General features: G+C 61.7%; 19 protein-coding genes. 10 read left to right on the top strand and 9 right to left on the bottom strand.

Annotated elements, in window-relative coordinates:
• Positions 1-10 precede the first annotated feature (10 nt).
• The 7 genes from prmA to gcbA all read right to left on the bottom strand — a co-directional run bounded on the left by prmA (position 11) and on the right by gcbA (position 9,203).
• Entirely contained in the window at positions 11-889 is an 879-nt protein-coding gene (gene prmA, locus AB7M25_RS27110; RefSeq protein WP_015093304.1) for a 50S ribosomal protein L11 methyltransferase, read from the bottom strand.
• Between the two features lie 273 nt (positions 890-1,162).
• Positions 1,163-2,521, bottom strand: coding sequence for an acetyl-CoA carboxylase biotin carboxylase subunit (accC, locus tag AB7M25_RS27105; protein WP_008053950.1), 1,359 nt, complete (start codon positions 2,519-2,521; stop codon positions 1,163-1,165).
• A 17-nt stretch (positions 2,522-2,538) separates the two neighbouring features.
• On the bottom strand, positions 2,539-3,003 hold the full coding sequence (gene accB / locus AB7M25_RS27100; protein ID WP_007971363.1) for an acetyl-CoA carboxylase biotin carboxyl carrier protein: 465 nt from the start codon (positions 3,001-3,003) through the stop codon (positions 2,539-2,541).
• 24 nt (positions 3,004-3,027) lie between these two features.
• A complete protein-coding gene (aroQ, locus tag AB7M25_RS27095) occupies positions 3,028-3,483 on the bottom strand; it encodes a type II 3-dehydroquinate dehydratase (RefSeq protein WP_007971361.1) in 456 nt (151 codons plus the stop codon).
• Between the two features lie 132 nt (positions 3,484-3,615).
• Positions 3,616-5,361, bottom strand: coding sequence for a protein-disulfide reductase DsbD (locus tag AB7M25_RS27090; protein ID WP_454238218.1), 1,746 nt, complete (start codon positions 5,359-5,361; stop codon positions 3,616-3,618).
• Positions 5,362-5,533: 172 nt separating this feature from the next.
• Positions 5,534-6,082 carry a methyl-accepting chemotaxis protein gene (locus AB7M25_RS27085; protein ID WP_371318459.1) on the bottom strand — a complete coding sequence of 183 codons (549 nt, stop codon included), beginning with the start codon at positions 6,080-6,082 and terminating at the stop codon, positions 5,534-5,536.
• Positions 6,083-7,532: 1,450 nt separating this feature from the next.
• The gene (gene gcbA / locus AB7M25_RS27080) at positions 7,533-9,203 is read right to left on the bottom strand and encodes a diguanylate cyclase GcbA (RefSeq protein ID WP_102700469.1); all 1,671 of its coding nucleotides are present in this window, start codon (positions 9,201-9,203) and stop codon (positions 7,533-7,535) included.
• Positions 9,204-9,686: 483 nt separating this feature from the next.
• Between gcbA and AB7M25_RS27075 the strand changes: the two genes are divergently transcribed.
• The 6 genes from AB7M25_RS27075 to AB7M25_RS27050 all read left to right on the top strand — a co-directional run bounded on the left by AB7M25_RS27075 (position 9,687) and on the right by AB7M25_RS27050 (position 16,501).
• Positions 9,687-10,754, top strand: a complete 1,068-nt coding sequence (locus tag AB7M25_RS27075; protein ID WP_104451492.1) for a DUF2333 family protein — start codon at positions 9,687-9,689, stop codon at positions 10,752-10,754.
• A 3-nt stretch (positions 10,755-10,757) separates the two neighbouring features.
• Positions 10,758-11,315, top strand: coding sequence for an NUDIX hydrolase (locus tag AB7M25_RS27070; protein ID WP_429561329.1), 558 nt, complete (start codon positions 10,758-10,760; stop codon positions 11,313-11,315).
• A 332-nt stretch (positions 11,316-11,647) separates the two neighbouring features.
• Positions 11,648-12,019, top strand: a complete 372-nt coding sequence (locus tag AB7M25_RS27065) for a translation initiation factor Sui1 (RefSeq protein WP_102700472.1) — start codon at positions 11,648-11,650, stop codon at positions 12,017-12,019.
• Positions 12,020-12,238: 219 nt separating this feature from the next.
• Complete coding sequence (gene speA / locus AB7M25_RS27060) at positions 12,239-14,152, top strand: arginine decarboxylase (RefSeq protein WP_007971353.1); 1,914 nt, start codon at positions 12,239-12,241, stop codon at positions 14,150-14,152.
• A 232-nt stretch (positions 14,153-14,384) separates the two neighbouring features.
• Positions 14,385-15,704 carry a type VI secretion system Vgr family protein gene (locus tag AB7M25_RS27055; RefSeq protein ID WP_454238217.1) on the top strand — a complete coding sequence of 440 codons (1,320 nt, stop codon included), beginning with the start codon at positions 14,385-14,387 and terminating at the stop codon, positions 15,702-15,704.
• The gene (locus AB7M25_RS27050; protein WP_429518809.1) at positions 15,701-16,501 is read left to right on the top strand and encodes a DUF4123 domain-containing protein; all 801 of its coding nucleotides are present in this window, start codon (positions 15,701-15,703) and stop codon (positions 16,499-16,501) included. The genes AB7M25_RS27055 and AB7M25_RS27050 overlap by 4 nt, the downstream gene beginning before the upstream one ends.
• Positions 16,502-16,512: 11 nt before the next feature.
• Here AB7M25_RS27050 and AB7M25_RS27045 read toward each other — a convergent pair whose 3' ends face one another.
• Both AB7M25_RS27045 and AB7M25_RS27040 read right to left on the bottom strand, forming a co-directional pair.
• Positions 16,513-17,862, bottom strand: coding sequence for an MATE family efflux transporter (locus AB7M25_RS27045; protein ID WP_454238216.1), 1,350 nt, complete (start codon positions 17,860-17,862; stop codon positions 16,513-16,515).
• A 156-nt stretch (positions 17,863-18,018) separates the two neighbouring features.
• Positions 18,019-18,312 carry a hypothetical protein gene (locus AB7M25_RS27040; protein ID WP_429382388.1) on the bottom strand — a complete coding sequence of 98 codons (294 nt, stop codon included), beginning with the start codon at positions 18,310-18,312 and terminating at the stop codon, positions 18,019-18,021.
• Positions 18,313-18,588: 276 nt separating this feature from the next.
• Between AB7M25_RS27040 and AB7M25_RS27035 the strand changes: the two genes are divergently transcribed.
• From AB7M25_RS27035 to AB7M25_RS27020, 4 genes are read left to right on the top strand one after another with little or no spacing between them, the layout of a single operon-like run.
• Positions 18,589-18,891, top strand: a complete 303-nt coding sequence (locus AB7M25_RS27035; protein WP_126049043.1) for a MazG-like family protein — start codon at positions 18,589-18,591, stop codon at positions 18,889-18,891.
• Entirely contained in the window at positions 18,891-19,640 is a 750-nt protein-coding gene (locus AB7M25_RS27030; protein ID WP_429382386.1) for a methyltransferase domain-containing protein, read from the top strand. The genes AB7M25_RS27035 and AB7M25_RS27030 overlap by 1 nt, the downstream gene beginning before the upstream one ends.
• Before the next feature lie 12 nt (positions 19,641-19,652).
• Entirely contained in the window at positions 19,653-20,261 is a 609-nt protein-coding gene (locus tag AB7M25_RS27025) for a DUF4136 domain-containing protein (protein WP_429561327.1), read from the top strand.
• 37 nt (positions 20,262-20,298) lie between these two features.
• Positions 20,299-20,862, top strand: coding sequence for a DUF4136 domain-containing protein (locus AB7M25_RS27020; protein WP_454238215.1), 564 nt, complete (start codon positions 20,299-20,301; stop codon positions 20,860-20,862).
• Positions 20,863-21,073 lie beyond the last annotated feature (211 nt).

Genomic DNA, 21,073 nt, shown 5'->3' with positions numbered 1-21,073 from the left:
GGCGGCCATTCTAGCGCCGACGGCCAGTGATGCGCACCCAACCATCGCGATTGGCGATCGGATCCAGATCGAAGTCCTTGGCGTAGGCGGCAGCGACTTCGTCGCCTTGTTCGGCGAGGATGCCCGACAGCGCCAGGCGACCGCCCGACTTGACCAGGCCGGACAGCTGTGGCGCCAGGGAAACCAGCGGACCGGCGAGAATGTTGGCCACCAGTACGTCGGCCTGCACCTGCGGCAGGTCTTGCGGCAGGTACAGCGGGAACAGGTGTTCGGCGATGTTGTTGCGCCCGGCGTTGTCGCGGGAGGCTTCCAGCGCCTGCACGTCGATGTCGGTGCCCACGGCTTCCCTGGCGCCCAGCAACAGCGCGGCGATCGCCAGGATCCCGGAGCCGCAGCCGAAGTCCAGTACGTTGCAGTCCTTCAGGTCCTGACCGTCGAGCCATTCCAGGCACAGTGCGGTGGTCGGGTGGGTGCCGGTGCCGAACGCCAGGCCCGGATCAAGCAGCAGGTTCACGGCGTCAGGTTCCGGCGCGGCGTGCCAGCTCGGCACGATCCACAGGCGCTGGCCGAAACGCATTGGCTGGAATCCGTCCATCCAGCTGCGTTCCCAGTCCTGGTCTTCGATCACTTCGCTGTGGTGTTCAGGCAGCGGACTGCCGGTCAGCAGCTCCAGGTGGGCCAGTACCGGGCCGGGCTCGGTGCCACCTTCGAACAGCGCCAGCAGGTGTGTGTGCGACCACAGTGGCGTGGTATTGAGTTCCGGCTCGAAGATCGGCTGATCTTCGGCGTCCATGAAGGTCACCGACACGGCGCCCACTTCAAGGAAAGCGTCTTCATAGGTTTCGGCTTGTTCTGGGCTGATGGCGAGACGTACTTGCAGCCAAGGCATGGCGGGCACCTTTGAAAAATGTTGATTGCAGCCTGGCGGGCTGCGAGAAGGGCGCAAGTTTACGCGAGAGCGGGGGTTTTGTGGGAGTTCGCTGTGTCTGTGGGAGCGGGCTTGCTCGCGAATGCGTACTGTCTGTCTCCTCGATGTTGGATGTGCCGACGTCTTCGCGGGCAAGCCCGCTCCCACAGGGATTGTGCAAGGCCACCTATCCGATGAAATGTCCAGATACAACAAAGCCGCCCGAAGGCGGCTTTGTCATGTGCCAGCTGAAGCTTAGTGCTTCTCGCCAGCCAGCTTGTGCTCGAGGTAGTGAATGTTCACGCCCCCTTTGCAGAAGCCTTCATCGCGGGTCAGGTCGCGGTGCAGCGGGATGTTGGTCTTGATCCCGTCAACCACGATCTCGTCCAGCGCATTGCGCATGCGCGCCATGGCTTCGTCACGGGTTGCGCCGTAGGTGATCAGCTTGCCGATCAACGAATCGTAGTTCGGCGGAACGGCATAACCACTGTACAGGTGCGAGTCGACGCGAACGCCGTTGCCGCCTGGCGCGTGGAAATGCTTGACCGTGCCAGGGCTCGGCATGAAGGTTTTCGGGTCTTCGGCGTTGATCCGGCATTCCAGCGCGTGACCGCGGATGACCACGTCATCCTGGGTGAACGACAGCTTGTTGCCGGCGGCGATGCTGAGCATCTCCTTGACGATGTCGATGCCGGTGACCATTTCCGAAACCGGGTGCTCTACCTGGACACGAGTGTTCATCTCGATGAAGTAGAAACGACCGTTTTCGTACAGGAACTCGAAAGTGCCAGCGCCACGGTAGCCGATGTCGATGCACGCCTTGACGCAGCGTGCGAGTACTTCCTCACGTGCGTTTTCGTCAATGCCCGGTGCCGGCGCTTCTTCAAGAACCTTCTGGTGACGACGTTGCAGCGAGCAATCGCGGTCGCCCAGATGGATAGCCTGGCCCTGGCCGTCGGAAAGAACCTGGACTTCCACGTGGCGTGGGTTGGTCAGGAATTTTTCCAGATAGACCATCGGGTTGCCGAACGCCGCGCCTGCTTCGGAGCGGGTCAGTTTCGCCGAGGAAATCAGGTCTTCTTCCTTGTGCACAACGCGCATGCCGCGACCACCACCGCCGCCAGCGGCCTTGATGATCACCGGGTAACCCACTTCGCGACCAATACGCAGAGCGGTTTCTTCGTCTTCCGGCAGCGGGCCGTCAGAACCCGGAACGGTCGGTACGCCAGCTGCGATCATGGCGTGCTTGGCCGATACCTTGTCGCCCATCAGGCGAATGGTTTCGGCTTTCGGGCCAATGAACGCAAAGCCGGAATTCTCGACCTGCTCGGCGAAGTCGGCGTTTTCCGCAAGGAAGCCGTAGCCCGGGTGAATGGCGGTGGCGCCCGTCACTTCGGCTGCGGCAATGATTGCCGGAATGTGCAGGTAGGAGTGGGCGGCCGATGCCGGTCCGATGCAGACGGATTCGTCTGCCAGGCCCAGGTGCATCAGTTCCTTGTCAGCCTTGGAGTAAACGGCGACGGTCTTGATGCCCATCTCTTTGCAGGCGCGCAGGATCCGCAGGGCGATCTCACCGCGGTTGGCGATCAGAACTTTTTCCAACTTCGCAGTCATCAAAGGCTCTCCGCGGTTCAAACGATGGTGAACAGCGGTTGGTCGTACTCAACCGGCTGGCCGTCTTCGACGAGGATGGATTCGATCACACCGCTGGTTTCAGCTTCGATGTGGTTCATCATCTTCATGGCTTCAACGATGCACAGGGTGTCGCCTTTCTTCACGGTCTGGCCGACTTCAACGAAGGACGGCGAGGTTGGCGAAGATTTGCGGTAGAACGTACCGACCATTGGCGAACGGGCAACGGTGCCGTTCAGCGCTGGTGCGGCGGCGGCAGCAGGAGCAGCAGCGGCAGCCGGAGCGGCGGCAGCGACAGGCGCGGCAGCCGGAGCAGGCATTGGAGCCGGTGCGTAGTACTGCTGAGCCGGGGTCTTGCTATGACGGCTGATGCGTACGGACTCTTCGCCTTCCTTGATCTCGAGCTCGTCGATGCCGGACTCTTCCAGCAATTCGATCAGTTTCTTAACTTTACGGATATCCATGAATCATCAACTCCCAAGGGTCGGTCAGGGGCGGTTAACTTGTTGTTCAAGCTGTTCCAGGGCGGCCTCCAGGGCCAGTCGGTAACCGCTGGCGCCAAGGCCGCAGATCACTCCCACCGCTACGTCGGAGAAGTAAGAGTGATGGCGGAAAGGTTCGCGTTTGTGCACGTTGGACAAATGCACTTCGATGAATGGGATGCTCACCGCCAGCAGCGCGTCACGTAATGCGACACTTGTATGTGTAAAAGCTGCCGGGTTAATCAAAATGAAGTCCACGCCTTCGCTGCGGGCAGCGTGAATACGGTCGATCAATTCGTACTCGGCATTGCTTTGCAGGTGCAGCAGGTGGTGACCGGCTTCGCGGGCACGGCGTTCCAGGTCCTGGTTGATCTGCGCCAGCGTCGTGGCGCCGTAGGTGCCTGGTTCACGAGTGCCGAGCAAGTTCAGGTTGGGTCCGTGCAGAACCAGTAGGGTCGCCATCGGCTGTTCCTTTATTTTCCGTGAGCAATTGTCAGAACCCGGCGACTATGCCGCAAAGCCTTTGTGACTGTCCAGTTCTCTGCAATAGGCAGCACGATGACCGATGTTTGCGCGAAATATATGACTGCTTGATTAAATGTGGTCATTCGCCCTGGCAACACGTTCGGCGAAGTCTTTGGCGTTGATCTCGCCGATCACCCGCACATCGGCGCGTTCGACACCGTCCTTGCCAAAAAACATCAGGGCCGGGGGGCCGAACAACTGGTAGCGGTCGAGCAGGGCGCGTTGCTCGGCGTTGCTGGCGGTGATGTCGAAGCGGATCAGCCGGTAACCCTTGAGGCGTTCGATGACGATAGGGTCGTCCAGCACCTCACGCTCGATGACTTTGCAACTGATGCACCAGTCCGCATACCAGTCGAGCAGCAGCGGTGTGCCGGAGGAGCGTGCGTCGGCGAGTGCGCGTTCCAGATCGGCCGGCGTGCTGACGGTTTGCCAGGCGCTGGAGATTTGCTCCTGGCCGCGGTTGTCGACGATGCGAGGCTGGCCTATCGGGTTGAACGGGTCGGTCTGGCCGCTGAACGCGCCGTACCAGCAGGCCAGCGCGTAAAACACCAGGAACATGCCGAGCAACTGTCCGAGGCGTTTGCGTGGTGGTTTATAGACGAATTCCAGCGCCCCCATGAACAGGCCGACACCGCCGGCCAGCAAGCCGAGCAGCAGCAAGGTGACCTGGCCCGGCAGGACGCGACTGAGCAGGCCGACGGCCAGCCCGAGCAACAACACGCCTATCGCGTTTTTCACGTAGACCAGCCACGGACCGCTTTTTGGCAACCAGGCCGCGCCACCGGTGGCCACCAGCAACAGCGGTGCCCCCATGCCGAGGCCGAGCATGAATAGTTTCAGGCCGCCGCCCAGCGCATCGCCACTGGCACTGATGTACAGCAGTGCGCCGGCCAGGGGGGCCGAAACACAGGGTGAAACCAGCAAGCTGGAAACCACGCCCAACACCGCGGCGCCCCACAGTGACCCGCCTTCGGTGCGACCGGCGATGCGGTCCAGGCGACTGCTGATGGCGTGCGGCAGTTTCAGTTCGAAGACGCCGAACATCGCCAGCGCGAACAGCGCAAAAAACATCGCAAAAGGCACCAGCACCCAGGCCGATTGCAGCCGCGCCTGCAGATTGAGCTGGGCACCGAACAGGCCCATCAGCGCACCGAGCAGGGCAAAGCACGCGGCCATCGGCAGCACATAGGCCAGTGACAGATTGAAGCCGCGCCAGCCGCCGACCTGGCCGCGCAGCACCACCCCGGACAGGATCGGCAGCATGGGCAGCACGCAGGGTGTGAAGGTCAGGCCCAGGCCCGCGAGGAAAAACAAGGCCAGTTCGCGCCAGCTCCATTGAGATGCCGTCGTCGTCGCGCCGCTGCCGTCGATGCTCAGGCGCTCGGTCTCCGGCGGATAGCACAGGCCTTTATCGGCGCAACCCTGATACGTCACGGCCAGCGTGAAGGCCCGCTGATCGGTGCGCGGTAGTTCGACGTCGAGAATGCCGTGGTAGACCTCGACGTCGCCGAAGTACTCATCGTGCTTTTTCTGGCCATCGGGCAGTTTCGCCGCACCGAGCACGACTTCGGCCGGATCGGCGCGAAACTGGAAGCGGTGACGGTAGAGGTAATAGCCTTCAGTGGCGACGAAGCGCAGCTTGATCGATTGCGGCGTGCTTTCTACCAGGCTCAACTGGAAGGCTTCGCGCACGGGCAGGAAGTCGGCGCTGTTGTTGATCGAGCCCAGGCTGGAGCTGGGACGATTTTCCAGCAAGCCGGTGGCGCTGGCCGGCAGGGCGAATACTAAAAGCAGCAGGCAGAGCAAACGGCGCATGACGATCTCGCGTATCGGAATTGGGGGGATGATAGCGGACAGCGGCGGGGTGTGCAGGCTGGGAATCTGTGGTGATTGATCTGGCGCCTTCGCGAGCAAGCCCGCTCCCACAGGGGATTTGCGTCGTGCACAAATCAAATGTGGGAGCGGGCTTGCTCGCGAAGGCGGTCTGTCAGACGCGGAAGGCTTGAACCGCAGTGTGCAATCGCCCGCCCAACACCAGCAAATTTTCCCCTTGCTCACGCCCTTCGCCGATGCGCAGCAAGTTATCCCCACCCAACTGATGAATCCGCTCGCTGTGATCACGGATCTCGCTGACCGCGCCGCTTTGCTGGGCGGTGACATCGGCGATGCGCACCGCCGTGTCGGAAATGGTCTGGATCGCCCCGACGATTTTATCCAGCGCGCCATCGGCGGCCTGGGCCTGGCTGGCCGTGGCTTCGGCGTGTTCGACCTGGGCACGCATGCCTTCGACCGACTGCCGCGCGGCGGTTTGCAGCCCGGCGATCAGCGTCTGGATTTCTGCCGTGGCCCCAGCGGTACGTTGCGCCAGTGAGCGCACCTCTTCGGCCACCACGGCAAAGCCGCGGCCCATTTCCCCGGCCCGGGCCGCCTCGATGGCGGCGTTCAAGGCCAGCAGGTTGGTCTGGTCGGCGATCGAGCGGATCACCGTCAACACGCCGCCGATGGTGGCGGACTCCTCGGCCAGGTGTTCGATCATTTGCGCATTGCCTTGCACTTCATCCACCAGCGCATGCAGGCCGGTGAGGCTCAGGCCGATGACTTTCTGTCCGTGCTCAACGGCCAGGCCGGCGTGGCGGCTGGCGTCGGCAGCCTGGCTGGCATCGCCAGCGACTTGCTGAATGGTCGCTTCCAGCTCGCTGAGGGAGTCGCGGATCAGCGCCGTGTCGCCGGCCTGATGTTGCGCACCGTCATGTAAATCGTTGCTCAGGTCGGCCAGGGTGCGGCTGCTGCCGGCCACTTGCTCGGCATTGAGGCGAATGGTCCCCACCAGGTCCACCAGATAAGCGCGCAGGCGGTTGAGCGAGGCTTCAATGTCATGCAGTTCACGGTTGGTGTTGCCCAGTTGAATGTCGCGGCTGAAGTTGCCTTCGGCCCAGGTCGACAGGGCCGGGGCGAGGTTGGTCAGGGTCCGGGCCAGTTTGCGCTGCAGGGTGTCGATCAGCAGCGCGATCAACAGGATCAAGCCGATCATCACGCCTTGCATTAGTCGCACTTCACCCTGGATCTGCCCGTGCTGGGCGCGTACCACCGGCTCCAGCCCGGCAATGGCCTGTTGCACGTCGGCGATTTTCAGGTGAGTCGCGGTACTCAGTTCAGCGCGTTTGCCGATTTGATCACGGGTGCGCGCGAGCTCGGCCGGGTAGCGGGTGAGCAGGCTGTTGAGCTCACGCTTGAGGCCGACACCGGCATCTTCGGCGACGGTTTTTTCCTTGTTCTCAAGGCCCATCATCGCGGCGAAATCATCGGTGTTCGATTCGCTGCTGGAGGTCACGCCCAGCAATGGCAGGGTATCGAGTTTTTCCGCCTGGGTGCGGATGTTGGTCACTTCGCGTTCGACGTCGGCGGCCAGCTCGCTGCGGCCGCTGCTGACCAGCTTTTCCCGCGCCAGGGACAGCTTGCCCAGGTGCTGCGATGCGCTGAGCAGCGGTGTCAGATAGGCGGCATTGCCACTGGCGTACTGGCTGAGCTGATCGAGACTGGCGCCCAGTTCCCGTTCGGCCTGCAGCAGCAGTGCCTGCGGATCGCCGGCCAGTTTGCCGGCTGCCAGCAGGTCGGTCTTGCTGAACTCTTCAAGGGTCGACAGGCTCGGGCGCAAGGTCTCGGCCAGGGCGGGTGGCAATTCGCCGAGTTGTTTTTGCAGGCTGTCGATGCCTTGGGCGGCACTGCTCAGGCGCAGGGCATCGCCGCTGCCAAGGTAGTCCTCGACGCTGCGGGCGACTTCATTCTGAAACTGCTGCGACAGGCCCAGGTAGCGCTCCATTAATAGATACGGACGCTCAAGGGCTTTTTGCGACCACCACAGCGTGGCGCCGAGGGCCACGCACACGGCCACCAAAAGGAGGGTATTGAGATTGGTCAGCAGCTTCAGGCGCATTACGGACTACCAACGACAGAAATGGTAAGCGCCTGAAGTTATTGCGTTTCTGTTACAGGGTTATGACTGTATCGGTCGATTCCGATGAAAAAGTGGCACTTTGCTTTGATGTACGAGCGGCCTGTACGCGATTGCGTCCGCCGCCCTTGGCGCGGTACAGCGCCTCGTCTGCCAGGCTGGCCATCATCAGGCTGTCGGAGCTTTCGCATAATTCCACCACCCCGGCACTGAAGGTGCACCACAGGTCCTGGGGCTGAGCGGGGTAGTGAATCTCGGCAAAACGCTGACGGATTTCATCGAGCACGTTGTAGGCCGCTTCGATATCGGTGTCCGGCATGACGATGGCGAACTCTTCTCCACCGTAGCGGCCGATGAAGTCGGTTTTGCGCAGGCGTTGCTTGAGAAACAGCGCCAGGCTCTTGATCACCCGGTCGCCCATGGGGTGGCCGTGGCTGTCGTTGACCCGTTTGAAGTGGTCGATGTCGAGCATGGCAAAGCTCAGCGGCTTGTTCTCGCGGCGGGCGCGGAACGAGCAGTCTTCGAGCAATTGCAGGATGTGCGTGTGATTGTACAGGCCGGTGAGGCTGTCGCGGACCATCCGTGCCTTGAGGTTGCGGGCCCTTGCTGCGCGGTTGCGCACGGTGGTGATCAGGTGCCGGGGCTTGATCGGTTTGGTCAGGAAGTCATCGCCGCCCTCGCTCATGGCGTCGAGTTGCTTGTCCAGGTCGTCTTCGGCCGACAGGTAAATGATCGGCACGCTGACATAACGGTCGTTGTGACGGATCACCTTGGCCAGTTCCGTACCGGTGCAGGCCGGCATGTACATGTCGAGGATGATCAGGTCCGGCTGGAAGTCTGCCAGTTCGGCCATGGCCTGGATCGGCTCGATCAACGTCCGGGTGACGATCCCGGCACTGTTGAGCAGGCGCTCGGTGTGCAGGGCCTGGGCGCGGGAGTCGTCGATGATCAACACTTTATAAGGTTCGTACTGGGCGACGCAGGTCAGGACTTCGATTTTCTCCAGCAGGCTCGACGCTTCGAGGGTGCCGGTGAGGAACTCCTGGCCTCCGGCACGCACGGCGGCGAGGCGGGTCGGTGTGTCGGTTTCGTGCAGGCTGAAGAACAGCAGCGGCAAGCGATGGTCCAGGCCTTCCTGGGCTTCGGCGGCCAGTTTCAGGCCGACGCCGGGGCCGCTGAAGTCCACGTCCATGACAATCGCCGCCGGCAAGCGCTCGACCATCGATGAGCGAAACGCGTCTACGCTGTCCAGGGACTGGGCGCTGAGCCCGAAGAATTCCAGTTGTTTGGCCAGGCGCTCGGCGCGGTCGTGATCCTGCAGCATCACATAGATGGGCTTGCGCAGTGGCGGCAGGAAGGTTTGATCGAGTTGGTCGCCATGGCGCAGGCCGGTGCGTGACAGGCGCTGCATCAAGCGGTTGAGGTCGGTGATCAGACCGCTGCTCAGGCGTCCGCGGTTGGCATCGACCGCCTCCAGGGATTGACCGATATGACGCGCCAGTTGCGTGTGTTCCGGTTGCTCGAAGCGCTCGGCGAAACGCAGCAGGCGCAGATTGGCCTCGCTGAGTTCCGACAGGTCGGCGGTGGACCACTCGCTGCGTTGCAGGCGCTGCCATATCTCAAGAATCTGACGAGCCTGATGAATTACCCGCTGGGCAAAGTGGTGCTTGAGGCGCTCGCGGCTCGGGTCTTCTGGCTCGGTCATATCCTGACTACTAGTTAGGGTGCACACTGAGGTCGACTGGTGGCTCTATGCTAGCATCACTTTCCCATTACATGAGTGCTGTACGTCAATAATCTGCAATGCGACCTCATTCAGTTTGTGACCGGGTAGTCGGGTTTTAGCCTTTAAAGTCGCGGTGTGCGGGGGTGAAGTGCTTTATTCAGGGCACTTGGTGGGCGTGGGGCGGCGATTGGAGGGTGACCGGCATTGGGAGATTCATGATTTTCCAGCCAGTGTGCAGTGGCCCGTTTTTTTCGGTTTTGGGGGTAGGGGATTCCCTTAGGCGGTCGTTCAGGGCACTAGCCGGATTTTGAAGGTCGTAGCATCGTCGGGAGACCAGGAACACTTTTCATCCACAAGCCCGGTAATTTCCCCCATTGATGCAATGGCGGGTGCCGGGCCAAGGCACGTTGTTGTATGGTTGTGGTCGAACCGTTGAACTCAAGAGATTGAAAGGATATCGCCATGCTGGACTGGAAGAACCGCACAGGCAGTGCGCCTGAACGTACCGCTGAACCGAAGTCGGAGGCCCGCAGTTACCTGGGTGGTCTGTTGTTCAGCCGGGCGCTGGCCACGCTGCTGGGCATCTACCTGTTGGTGGCGTGTGTCCTGGGCTGGTACTGGAGCCAGGAGCCGGCGCTCTTCCCGGTCCAGCAAACCGCACAACTGGCGGCCGAGAAAGAAGGCAAGCAGATGGTCGTCGGCTACACCACGGTGGAAACCCTCAAGACCGTCGCCGGCACCTTGCTGACCAAGCCGGGCGGCTATATATCCAACGACCGTTTCCCGCCAGGCCTGTGGATGGACAACATGCCGAGCTGGGAATATGGCGTGCTGGTGCAGGTCCGCGACCTGAGCCGGGCGTTGCGCAAAGACTTCGCCCGTTCACAGTCGCAATCCGCCGAAGACGCCGACCTGGCCAAGGCCGAGCCGCGTTTCAACTTCGACAACAAGAGCTGGGTGCTGCCGTCCAGTGAGTCCGAGTACCAGGAAGGCATCAACTCCCTGAGTCGCTATCAGGCGCGCCTGTCCGATCCGAACCAGAAAAGCGCGCTGTTCTATGCCCGTGCCGACAACCTGAACAACTGGCTGGGTGATGTCGGTACCCGCCTGGGTTCGCTGTCGCAACGGCTTTCGGCCAGTGTGGGTCGGGTCAAGCTCAATACCGCATTGAAAACCGAAGTCGTGGCACCGGGCGAAGTGCCGCAGGTCGACGAGGAAATCGTCGAAACGCCGTGGATGCAGATCGACAACGTGTTCTACGAAGCCCGCGGCCAGGCCTGGGCGCTGTCGCACCTGTTGCGCGCCATCGAAGTCGACTTCGCCGATGTGCTGGCCAAGAAAAACGCCACGGTCAGCGTGCGCCAGATCATTCGTGAGCTGGAAGCCTCGCAGGAGCCGGTATGGAGCCCGATGATCCTTAACGGCAGTGGCTTCGGCGTACTGGCCAACCACTCGCTGGTCATGGCCAACTACATTTCCCGGGCCAACGCGGCGGTGATCGATTTGCGTCAACTGCTCAATCAGGGCTGAGTCATGGTCGAAAACACCAGGGAAGCCGCCCACCGTGCGGCTTCCGATGCCGAACAGATCGCCTGGGTCGACGAGCAGGACAACCTGCTGGGCGCCCTGGTCCGTTCCGATTTGCGCGAGCGCGGGCTGATCGGGCGCGGTACCTACATCATGTTGTTCAATTCCGCTGGCGAGCTGTGCGTGCATCGCCGCACCCTGAGCAAGGCGATCTATCCCGGTTACTGGGACGTGGCAGCGGGGGGCATGGTGCTCGCCACTGAAACCTACGCCGAATCGGCGGCCCGGGAACTGGAAGAAGAACTGGGCGTGAGTGGCGTGGAACTGACCGCCCATGACCATTTCTTCTTCGAGGACACGGGCAATCGCCTGTGGTGCTCGGCGTTCTCGGCGGTGTGGGACGGCCCGTTGGTCCTGCAACCGGAAGAGGTGCTCGAAGCACGCTTTATCCCCATTGATCAGGTCATGCTGGAGATCGAGCAAAAGCCTTACTGCCCGGACTCTCTGGCGGCGTTGAAGCGCTATCTGAAGGCTCAACAACGCAACGTCGCAAAACAGCTATAAATTGGCGCTGATTGGCTCTTAGCAATCGGCGTTTTTGCCGTTACACTGCGCGACCTTTTCAAACTGTAACGGTATCGCTGTAACTGTAGGAGCGAGCTTGCTCGCGATGGACGTCAACGATAACGCGGGCATCCAGAATGAACGCGTCGTCCTTGAGTTCATCGCGAGCAAGCTCGCTCCTACAGAGAAGACGCGCTTTGTCCGATGGACGTTAGCGTGTTTCGAAAAAGCTCTGCCGTTTCAGTAGCGCTGCCCCTGCCTGAGTGGGGCTTCGCGGTCGATAGCCTTCCCAAGTGCTGCGACCAGTCTTTGTCCTCCGAAGAGGATTGCCGGTGGCCAAAAAAGCCGCATCCTTCGCCGCCCTGGGCGGCCTGGTATTTTCCACCGACGCAGGTCGTCATTGCCCGGAATGCAGTAAACCGGTGGACGCCTGCATCTGCAAACAGACCGTTATCCCGGCCGGCGACGGCATTGCGCGCGTGCGTCGCGAAAGCAAGGGCCGTGGCGGCAAGACGGTGACCACCATCACCGGCGTGCCATTGGCTGAAGAGGCGCTCAAGGAACTGGCCACGACGTTGAAGAAGCGTTGCGGTACCGGTGGGGCGTTGAAAGACGGTGTCATCGAAATCCAGGGCGATCATGTCGAGCTACTCTTGGCAGAACTGATCAAGCTCGGTTTCAAGGCGAAGAAGTCCGGCGGCTAGCAGCCTCTGTGAAAACCACCCTCGGCTTGACCCGGTCCTGATGGCATTCAGGCCTGGCGCCGTCCACATGGTTTTCACAGAGCCTGTTCATGACCGGTTTCTAAACTCACCGCGGTCGACGGGGTCTATTGCCTCGTTGACGAACCGTCATTTTCATTCTTTAGACTGCGCCGGCCTGAACCCAGGCGACGCACTATGACTTCTTTATAGGGGACTTCGATGTCCGTACGACGCACACGCAAAGACGATGGCAGCCAATGGACAGTTGCGGACAGCCGCAGTGTTTACGGGATTCGCCATTGGGGGGCCGGGTATTTCGCGATCAATGACGCCGGTCGCGTCGAAGTTCGTCCGAACGGTCCGAGCAGCTCGCCTATCGACCTGTTCGAGCAAGTCGACCAGCTGCGTAAAAGCGGCCTGTCCTTGCCGTTGCTGGTCCGTTTCCCGGACATTCTGCAAGACCGCGTGCGTCAGCTGACGGGCGCGTTCGATGCCAACATCGAGCGTCTGGAATACCAGAGCAAGTACACCGCGCTGTATCCGATCAAGGTGAACCAGCAGGAGGCGGTGATTGAAAACATCATCGCCACCCAGAACGTTTCCATCGGTCTGGAAGCCGGGTCCAAGCCCGAACTGCTGGCGGTGCTGGCACTGGCGCCGAAGGGCGGCACCATCGTCTGCAACGGTTACAAGGACCGTGAGTTCATCCGCCTGGCGCTGATGGGCCAGAAGCTCGGCCACAACGTGTTCATCGTGATCGAGAAAGAATCCGAAGTCGGCCTGGTGATCGAAGAAGCGACCTCGCTCAAGGTCAAGCCTCAGGTCGGCCTGCGGGTGCGCCTGTCGTCCCTGGCATCGAGCAAGTGGGCAGACACCGGCGGCGAGAAATCCAAGTTCGGCTTGTCGGCGGCGCAACTGTTGTCGGTGGTCGAGCGTTTCCGCGCGGCCGGCCTGGACCAGGGCATTCGCCTGCTGCACTTCCACATGGGCTCGCAGATCGCCAACCTGGCGGACTACCAGCACGGCTTCAAGGAAGCGATCCGTTACTACGGCGAGTTGCGCAACCTCGGCCTGCCGGTGGACCACATCGATGTCGGTGGCGGCCTGGGCGTGGACTACGACGGCACGCACTCGCGTAACGCCAGTTCGATCAACTACGACATGGACGATTACGCCGGCGTCGTGGTCGGGATGCTCAAGGAATTCTGCGATGCGCAGAGCCTGCCGCACCCGAACATCTTCTCCGAAAGCGGCCGTTCCCTGACCGCGCACCACGCCATGCTGGTGATCCAGGTGACCGACGTCGAGAAGCACAACGACGACGTGCCGCAGATCGAGAACAAGGAAGCGCTGCCGGAAACCGTGCAATGGCTGGTCGATCTGCTCGGCCCGACCGACATCGAGATGGTCACCGAAACCTACTGGCGCGCCACGCACTACATGAGCGATGTTGCCTCCCAGTACGCCGACGGCAAGCTGACCCTGGCCGAAAAAGCCCTGGCCGAACAATGCTACTTCGCGGTGTGCCGTCGCCTGCACAACTCGCTGAAGGCGCGCCAGCGTTCCCACCGTCAGGTGCTGGACGAACTCAACGACAAACTGGCCGACAAGTACATCTGCAACTTCTCGGTGTTCCAGAGCCTGCCGGACACCTGGGCCATCGACCAGGTCCTGCCGATCATTCCGCTGCACCGCCTCGACGAAGAGCCACTGCGTCGTGCGGTACTGCAGGACCTGACCTGTGACTCCGACGGCAAGATCAACCAGTACGTCGACGAGCAGAGCATCGAAACCAGTTTGCCGGTGCACGCGCTGAACGAAGGTGAAGACTACTTGCTGGGTGTGTTCCTGGTCGGTGCCTACCAGGAAATTCTTGGCGACATGCACAACCTGTTCGGTGACACCGACTCGGTGAACATCTACCAGAACGCCGACGGCAGCGTGTACCACGCCGGTATCGAAACCCACGACACCATCGAAGACATGCTGCGTTACGTGCACTTGTCTCCGGAGGAGTTGATGACTCACTACCGCGACAAGTGCGCCAGTGCCCGCATCAGCGCCACCGAGCGCACACAGTTCCTCGATGCCTTGCGTCTGGGGCTGACCCGTTCGTCTTACCTGTCTTCCTGAGGTAAGCACCACGCTCATCAGGTTGTCTGAAAATTTTCCTTTTGCCTCGGAAATTTCAGATGACCTGGTGCGGCAATTCTTCTATTCCACAGGAAACTCCCTGCCTTTTCGACTACCCAACGCATTTGGTCTTCTTTTCGCGTAGGTTATTTCCTAATTTGTATTTCGGCACTCTACTCGGCCATGTCTCTCAGCGAGAATCCCCGGCCGCCCCTCCCGTAGAGAAACGCCGATGTTCAATCCAGTCAGCGAACCGCCATTTCGTCTGGATGTTGCAGGTTTGCCCGACGCCTTTGAGGTCCTGGCCTTTACCGGTAGAGAAGCCATCAGCGAGCCGTTCGTGTTCGACCTGGAGCTGCTGATCGATGACCCGGTGCTTGACCTTGCCAGTTTGCTGTACCGCCCGGCCTCCTTGCATTTCGGGCCAGCCGGAAACCATGTGCATGGGCAATTGAATGAACTCGTCCAGCGTGATCATGCCTCGGGGCCCCGACTCTGCCAGGCGCGCCTGGGACCAGGGCTGGCTTGTCTGGCCCAGCGCTTCAGCCAACGAATTTTCAGCGCCCGTTCGGTGCCGCAAATCCTCGATCAGGTGCTCAGGGAGCACGGCATTACCGGTAAAGATCGACGCCTGGCACTGAGCGGCGACCACCCGCCCCGGGATTTCTGCACGCAATATCGAGAGTCGGACCTGCAATTTGTCCAGCGACTGTGCGCCCAGGAAGGACTGCATTACCACTTCGAAAACCGGGTCGGGGGGCACTGCGTGGTGTTCAGCGACGATCAGCAACATTTTCGAACCGCAGAGCCTGCGGTTTTGCGCTGCGAGGGCGATCGGCCGGGAGTGCGGCAGCTCGAACGCCTGCGTAGCGCTGCGACAAAGGCGCAATGTGTCGAATGCCGGACAGACCTGGCGACCTTGCGCAGCGGTCGGGTGATGCCGCTGTCCGGTCATCCGGTTGCCGATTGCAATCGGCTCTGGCTGGTGACCCACGTTGAACATTGGGGCCGCCAGGATACGGCGACGCTGTACCACAACCAGGCCCGTGCCCTGCAATGGCCGGCCCGCTTCGAGCCGCCCTGCGCGATGAGCAAACCACGGATGCACAGCCTGCAGCGGGCGTGGGTCGTGGAGGTCGATGAGCAAGCCCCCGATCCGGCAAGGCCGGTCCCGGTGCAATTCGACTGGCTCTATCAGGGCGAAGGGGCAGCGCCCAGTCACTGTTGGCTGCCATTGGCCGGGCCGTTGCAGGCCGAGACGTACTCGCCATTGCGCGAAGGAACCGAGCTGGTCGTGAGTTTCATCGAAGGTGATCCCGACCAGCCGCAGATAACAGGGGTGCTGCATGCGCCGGCAACGATCGAGGAGACGAGCGCCGACATCCCCCAGGCCATTTGCACCCCTGATGAGGGCCTGGAGCAATGGTTGCACTCGGCAGAGCCGCTGCTGATGCTGTGCCTGCTGCCCGGCGGCGGCAGTTTCAATCATTGCGCACAGGCGTTGTGCACCTGTCGTCTGGCGACGCAGCTTGGCCAGAGCGCTGGAGCATGATCGTCACACGCACGCCCGAGGCGCCCCCGCAGTGGTTGTTGCTGGATGTGCCGGGCACGCCGCAGGCGGGTGTCACGCTTCGGCAGATGTTTGCACAAGCCCGCTGGTCCGGGTTGTTCGAAGGTACGGAGTGGCATGCGCTGCGTGAGCAGGGGCCGGTCCTGGTCGATCTGCGCACCTGCCCGGCACTGGCCGATCTGTGCATCGTCGACGGCCAACGCTGGCCCGGATTGCTGATGGTCAGCGAGGCCGGCGCTGCATCGTTGCTGGCGCATTTACGGCGCATGCTCACGGTTACGCTTGGCTTGCACCGGGCCCTTTTGAACTACTACAACCCGATCACGGCCAGCTATTTTTTCGATGCTTGCGATGCCGCTGAACTGAGTCGCTGGCTAGGGCCGATCCAGCAGTTGCGTTGGTTCGGCGGCAGCTGGGCAGATCGCGCAACGGGATGTGAGGGGTGGCAGCGCTTGTCCAACCCCGGGCTGGCGGTCAGCCCGTTGGCCGTCGAGGAGAGCCTAAGTGCCGGGCAACAGGGAAAACTGCAAACCTGCCTGCTCGAACAACATGCCTGGCGCTGGAACCAATCCACGGGGGCCGATTTCTCTCGCCTGTGGGCCCATGTGCAGGAAGGGCTGGCGCTGGGTTTCAGCGAGCGCCCGGTGCTTGATGGCTGGATATGGCTACGTTTGCAGTATCCCGATGCCGTGCCCGTGCAGCCATTGCCGGGCAGGACGCAGCAGGAGCGCTTCGAAAGCCTGCGTCGCCTGTGGCAGAACGACCGCCCCTGGCCATGAGCTCGATCCGCTCAGTGAGTGCTGCCGGCAAACCAGCCATCGTGACGGCGCAGGCGCCAGGCGATCACGCCGAGGGTCAGGCTGCGCAGCAGCATGAACAACAAAAAGGTTATCCACAGGCCATGGTTGCCCCAGCCTTGCAGTGCCCAGCCGAAAGGCAGCACCAGCACCACGGTCAGCACCATGCCGTTGCGCATTTCCCTGGCGCGGGTGGCGCCGATGAAAAGGCCGTCGAGCAGGTAGCTCCAGACGGCAATCAGCGGCAGTACGGCGAGGTAGGGCAGGTAGATGAACGCGGTGTCGCGCACACTTTGAATGTCGGTCTGCATCTCGATGAACAAATGCCCGGCGAACAGAAACAGCGCGGCAAAGCCCAGGCTCGCCAGCAACGACCAGCCGCCCGCCACCACCAATGAACGACGCAGGGCATCGCGGTCGCGGGCGCCGAGGGCATGCCCGCATAGCGCTTCGACGGCGTGGGCCAGGCCATCAAGGGCGTGGGCGGTCAGCAGCAAACCGTTGAGCAGCAGGGCATTGGCCGCGACCGTGGCGTCGCCCAGCCGCGTGCCCTGCACCGTGATCAGGAAAAACACCGATTGCAGCGCCAGGCTGCGGATGAAGATGTCGCGGTTGACCGCCAGCAATGGCCGCCAACTGTGCCACAGCGCCAATGCCGCCCAGACGATATGCCCGGGATAGGCGCGCAGGGCCTGGCGGGTCATCAGCAAGCCGATCAGCGCCCCCGTCCATTCGGCAATCACCGAGGCCCGGGCCGCACCGACCACGCCCCATTCGAGACCGAGGACGAACCACAGGTTCAGGGCGATATTGATCAGGTTGGTACTCAGCAAAATCGCCAGCGGCGCCCGGGCATTCTGAGTGCCGAGAAACCACCCGACCAGTGCATAACTGGCCAGCGCCGCGGGCAGCCCGAACAAACGGGTGTGGAAAAACTCGCGGGTCAGATGATCGAGCTCCGCCGACGGTTGCATGAAGTGCAGCGCCACTGTGCTCAACGGCACACCCACAGCCCCCAGGACCAGGGCCAGGCCGAAGGCGAGCAACAGGCCTTGCAACAGAATCTGCCGCAAGGCCGCACCATCCCCGCGCCCGGCCGCCTGGGCGGCGAACCCGGTGGATCCCATGCGCAGAAAACCCATGGCCCAGGCAAGGAAGGTATACAGACTGGCCCCGACCGCGACGGCGCCGAGTTGATGGGCGTGGGGCAGGTGACCGATGACGGTGCTGTCGACCAGTGCCACCAGCGGTACGGAAATGTTCGAAAGAATCATCGGCGCGGCGAGTGCCCAGACCCGGCGATGGGTAGGGCGGTCGCGCCAGTCGGCGGTCAGGTTGGGCATGCAGGCTCCTTGGGGGAGCGGGCATTGTAGCGGTACATTCCGGATATGCCGCGCTCCAATGTAGGAGCTGGCTTGCCAGCGAAGGCGTCCGCAAGTGCGATGCAATATTGGAGGACGCCTTCGCCGGCAAGCCGGCTCCTACAGGAATTGCTGGGGTCAGTGAATGATCCAGCTGAGCAGCCAAAGCCCCAGCATCAACCAGATGATCCCCATGATGAACGACGCATTGAGAAACGCGCGGATCGCCGTCCACAGCAGGATCAGCCCGAGGATCAAGGTCACGATGCTGACGACCGAGGTATCCATGCCCAGCGCTCTGGACAAGCCTTCGACAAAATTGCTGCTGGCGTTGCTCAACAGATTGAACAGCCCACTGAGGCCATCAACGATGAAGCGGATGATCGAGCCGAGTACCTGGCCGAGCCATTCGAAAAAACCTTCTACCTGCATGGAGTGAGCGTCCTGATTAAAGAGAATTGAGCCTTGGGCTGTCGATCATGCTGCCGAGTTCCCACAAGCATAGAGCGTTGCGCAGTACCTGTGGGAGCGGCGGTGCGGCGATCCTACTTGCTCGCGAAAGCGGTGGTTCAGACACATCAATGCTAGATATACCGCCGCCTTCGCGAGCAAGCCCGCTCCCACAAAAAAACAATGCCAACCGCTCAATCTTTGTCACTTGCCTTCACCTGTGATCCCCCTGAAGCTATACGCCTTCAGGAGAGCCCGATGAACCTTGTTGAACTGACCGAACGCCTGCACGCCATCCGTGACCGCAATGACTGGCGGCAATTTCACAGTCCGAAAAACCTCGCCATGGCCGCGAGCGTGGAAATGTCCGAGCTGGTGGAGATTTTCCAGTGGCTGAGCGAAGACCAGTCACGCCAGTTGCCGGCGGACAAACTCGCCCACGCCGGGCAGGAAGTCGGTGACATCGTGCTTTATCTGTTGCTGTTGTGCAGCGAGCTGGGCCTGGACATGGAGGCCGTGGTGCGCAGCAAGCTGGCGGACAGCGAGCGGAGGTTCAGCTGATGAGCGACCGTCATTTCGATCAACTGGCGACCCGCTTCGCCGAAAAAATCTACGGCGGTGCCAAAGGGGCGATCCGTCTGGCGGTGTTGCAGGCCGATCTGGCCGAAACCTTGCCCGACCGCCCGCTGCGCGTGCTGGACATCGGCGCCGGCCTTGGCCACATGTCGTTGTGGCTGGCCCAGCGCGGCCATCAGGTGACCCTCGCCGAACCTGCCGAACCGATGCTCGAAGGCGCCCGCCAACGTTTTGCCGAAGCCGGGCAGAGCGCCACCTTCATTCAGGCACCCTGGCAGGAACTGCTCGGGCAACTCACCGAACCCTACGACCTGGTGCTGTGCCACGCCGTGCTGGAATGGCTGGCCGAACCCCACGCCATCCTGCCGGTGCTGCATCAACTGACCAAGGCGGACGGCTGGCTGTCCCTGGCGTTCTACAACCGCGATGCGCTGATTTACCGCAACTTGCTCAAGGGCCATTTCCGCAAGATGCGCAAGAACGACATGGCCGGTGAAAAACAGAGCCTGACCCCGCAACAGCCCCTTGATCCGCGCGAACTGGCGGCGCAACTTGAAGGTCTGTGGCGGGTCGAAACCCAGAGTGGTGTGCGGGTTTTTCACGATTACATGCCGGTGGAATTCCAGGCCCGCGCCGAGCTGGTGGACCTGTTGGAAATGGAACTGGCCCACCGCCGTCATCCAAGCTTTGCCGGGCTTGGGCGTTACTTGCACTGGATCTGTCGGCCTGTCTGATCGGAGCTCGCAATGAAAAGTCATTCAGGTGTACTGCTGTTCTGCCTGGGGCTGGCGGCCTGTCAGGGCAGCAATCCCTATGTCGCCACGTCCAACCCCTTGCCGCCGGCACCGCCCCAGGCCGCCAAGACCTTCGACCGCAGCGCTTATCCGGCAGCACCCCGTGACTATGGGCGCTACCGCAGTTGGGCCTGGCTCGACGGGCACCTGCCACCGGGTACGGCCTGGGCGGATTCGGCGCAGGTTGCCGAAGCGGTCAGCAATGCGCTGGACCAGCGCGGCTTGCGCCCGTTGCACGACAATCGCCCGGCCGACCTGTTTGTCAGCGCCGACCTGCGCCTGGAAACCCGCTTGCGCCAGGTTCAGGACGACTATTACGGCGGCGGTTATGGCGGCTATAACGGCTACGGCCCTGGATATGGTGGATACGCCACCGTGCCGATCATCCGTACCTATCAGGAGCAGGTCGTGGTGGTTCAGGTGGACCTGTTTGACGCCAAAAGCGGTCAGCCGATTTGGAGCTCCAGCGCTGAAACCGGCAACCGGGGCAGCGAAAGCGAGCGCGCCGATGCCATACGGGAGGCTGTGGAAAAGGCGATGTCGGCGTATCCTCCCAGTTAGCTTCTGTAGATAAGAAGCATTTCGCAGGAGAACCATCATGTTCCGCCGTTTCCTTCTACTGGCCATGGTTGCGCTGCTCAGTGCCTGCGCCGCCAACCAGGTCAATCATGACTTCGACGCCAGCCGCGATTTTGCTGCCTATCGCAGCTGGGCGTGGAAAGAACCCGCCGTGCAATATCGTCCCGATGATCCACGGATCAAGAGCGACCTGACCGGCCAGCGCATCCGTCAGGCGGTTGCCGATCAACTGGACCAGCGCGGTCTGCGCCCGGCCGCCGCGGGTGCCAAGGGTGACTTGAATGTGCAGGCCTACCTGATTGTCGAAGAGCGGCAACAGCAGGTGACCACCAACTACGGCGGCGGGTGGGGGTACCCGTGGTATGGCTACTATGGCGCGCCCATGTACAACGAAACCCGTAATGTCAGCTACAAGGTAGCGACCATCCAGATCGACCTGCTCGACGGCAAGGACGGCAAACTGGTGTGGCGTGGCAGTGACGAACAGATACTCAGCCGCACACCGAACCCGTCGGATCGTCGTGATGCCATCCTGGAAACAGTCACGCGGATATTGGCCAACTATCCACCGCATGCCTCCTAGAATCATCCAGCCCATAAAAAACCCCTGTGCCTCACAGGGGTTTTTTATGGGGCTTTCACTGGTTTGGAAGTCACTTCATTTTCGACCCGGACGCAGTCTCATGCAGGAGCTGGCTTGTCGGGTCGCCGCATCGCAGCGATGGTCGTTAACGATAACTCGTGTGAGCTGTACAAACGTGGCGCACTTGAGTCCATCGCCGGCAAGCCGGCTC

The sequence above is a fragment of the Pseudomonas sp. AP3_22 TE3818 genome, from assembly GCF_053628995.1.
The sequence above is the reverse complement of the archived record's forward strand: the minus strand, read 5'-3'. Positions and strand labels throughout refer to the sequence as shown.

Coding starts and splice junctions, on each gene's coding strand:
- aroQ (WP_007971361.1), bottom strand. CDS start 3,483: ATGGCGACCCTACTGGTTCTGCACGGACCCAACCTGAACTTGCTCGGC.
- AB7M25_RS27075 (WP_104451492.1), top strand. CDS start 9,687: ATGCTGGACTGGAAGAACCGCACAGGCAGTGCGCCTGAACGTACCGCT.
- AB7M25_RS27070 (WP_429561329.1), top strand. CDS start 10,758: ATGGTCGAAAACACCAGGGAAGCCGCCCACCGTGCGGCTTCCGATGCC.
- speA (WP_007971353.1), top strand. CDS start 12,239: ATGTCCGTACGACGCACACGCAAAGACGATGGCAGCCAATGGACAGTT.
- AB7M25_RS27030 (WP_429382386.1), top strand. CDS start 18,891: ATGAGCGACCGTCATTTCGATCAACTGGCGACCCGCTTCGCCGAAAAA.
- AB7M25_RS27055 (WP_454238217.1), top strand. CDS start 14,385: ATGTTCAATCCAGTCAGCGAACCGCCATTTCGTCTGGATGTTGCAGGT.
- AB7M25_RS27050 (WP_429518809.1), top strand. CDS start 15,701: ATGATCGTCACACGCACGCCCGAGGCGCCCCCGCAGTGGTTGTTGCTG.
- accB (WP_007971363.1), bottom strand. CDS start 3,003: ATGGATATCCGTAAAGTTAAGAAACTGATCGAATTGCTGGAAGAGTCC.
- accC (WP_008053950.1), bottom strand. CDS start 2,521: ATGACTGCGAAGTTGGAAAAAGTTCTGATCGCCAACCGCGGTGAGATC.
- prmA (WP_015093304.1), bottom strand. CDS start 889: ATGCCTTGGCTGCAAGTACGTCTCGCCATCAGCCCAGAACAAGCCGAA.
- gcbA (WP_102700469.1), bottom strand. CDS start 9,203: ATGACCGAGCCAGAAGACCCGAGCCGCGAGCGCCTCAAGCACCACTTT.
- AB7M25_RS27085 (WP_371318459.1), bottom strand. CDS start 6,082: ATGATCGAACACCTGGCCGAGGAGTCCGCCACCATCGGCGGCGTGTTG.
- AB7M25_RS27045 (WP_454238216.1), bottom strand. CDS start 17,862: ATGCCCAACCTGACCGCCGACTGGCGCGACCGCCCTACCCATCGCCGG.
- AB7M25_RS27090 (WP_454238218.1), bottom strand. CDS start 5,361: ATGCGCCGTTTGCTCTGCCTGCTGCTTTTAGTATTCGCCCTGCCGGCC.
- AB7M25_RS27035 (WP_126049043.1), top strand. CDS start 18,589: ATGAACCTTGTTGAACTGACCGAACGCCTGCACGCCATCCGTGACCGC.
- AB7M25_RS27020 (WP_454238215.1), top strand. CDS start 20,299: ATGTTCCGCCGTTTCCTTCTACTGGCCATGGTTGCGCTGCTCAGTGCC.
- AB7M25_RS27025 (WP_429561327.1), top strand. CDS start 19,653: ATGAAAAGTCATTCAGGTGTACTGCTGTTCTGCCTGGGGCTGGCGGCC.
- AB7M25_RS27040 (WP_429382388.1), bottom strand. CDS start 18,312: ATGCAGGTAGAAGGTTTTTTCGAATGGCTCGGCCAGGTACTCGGCTCG.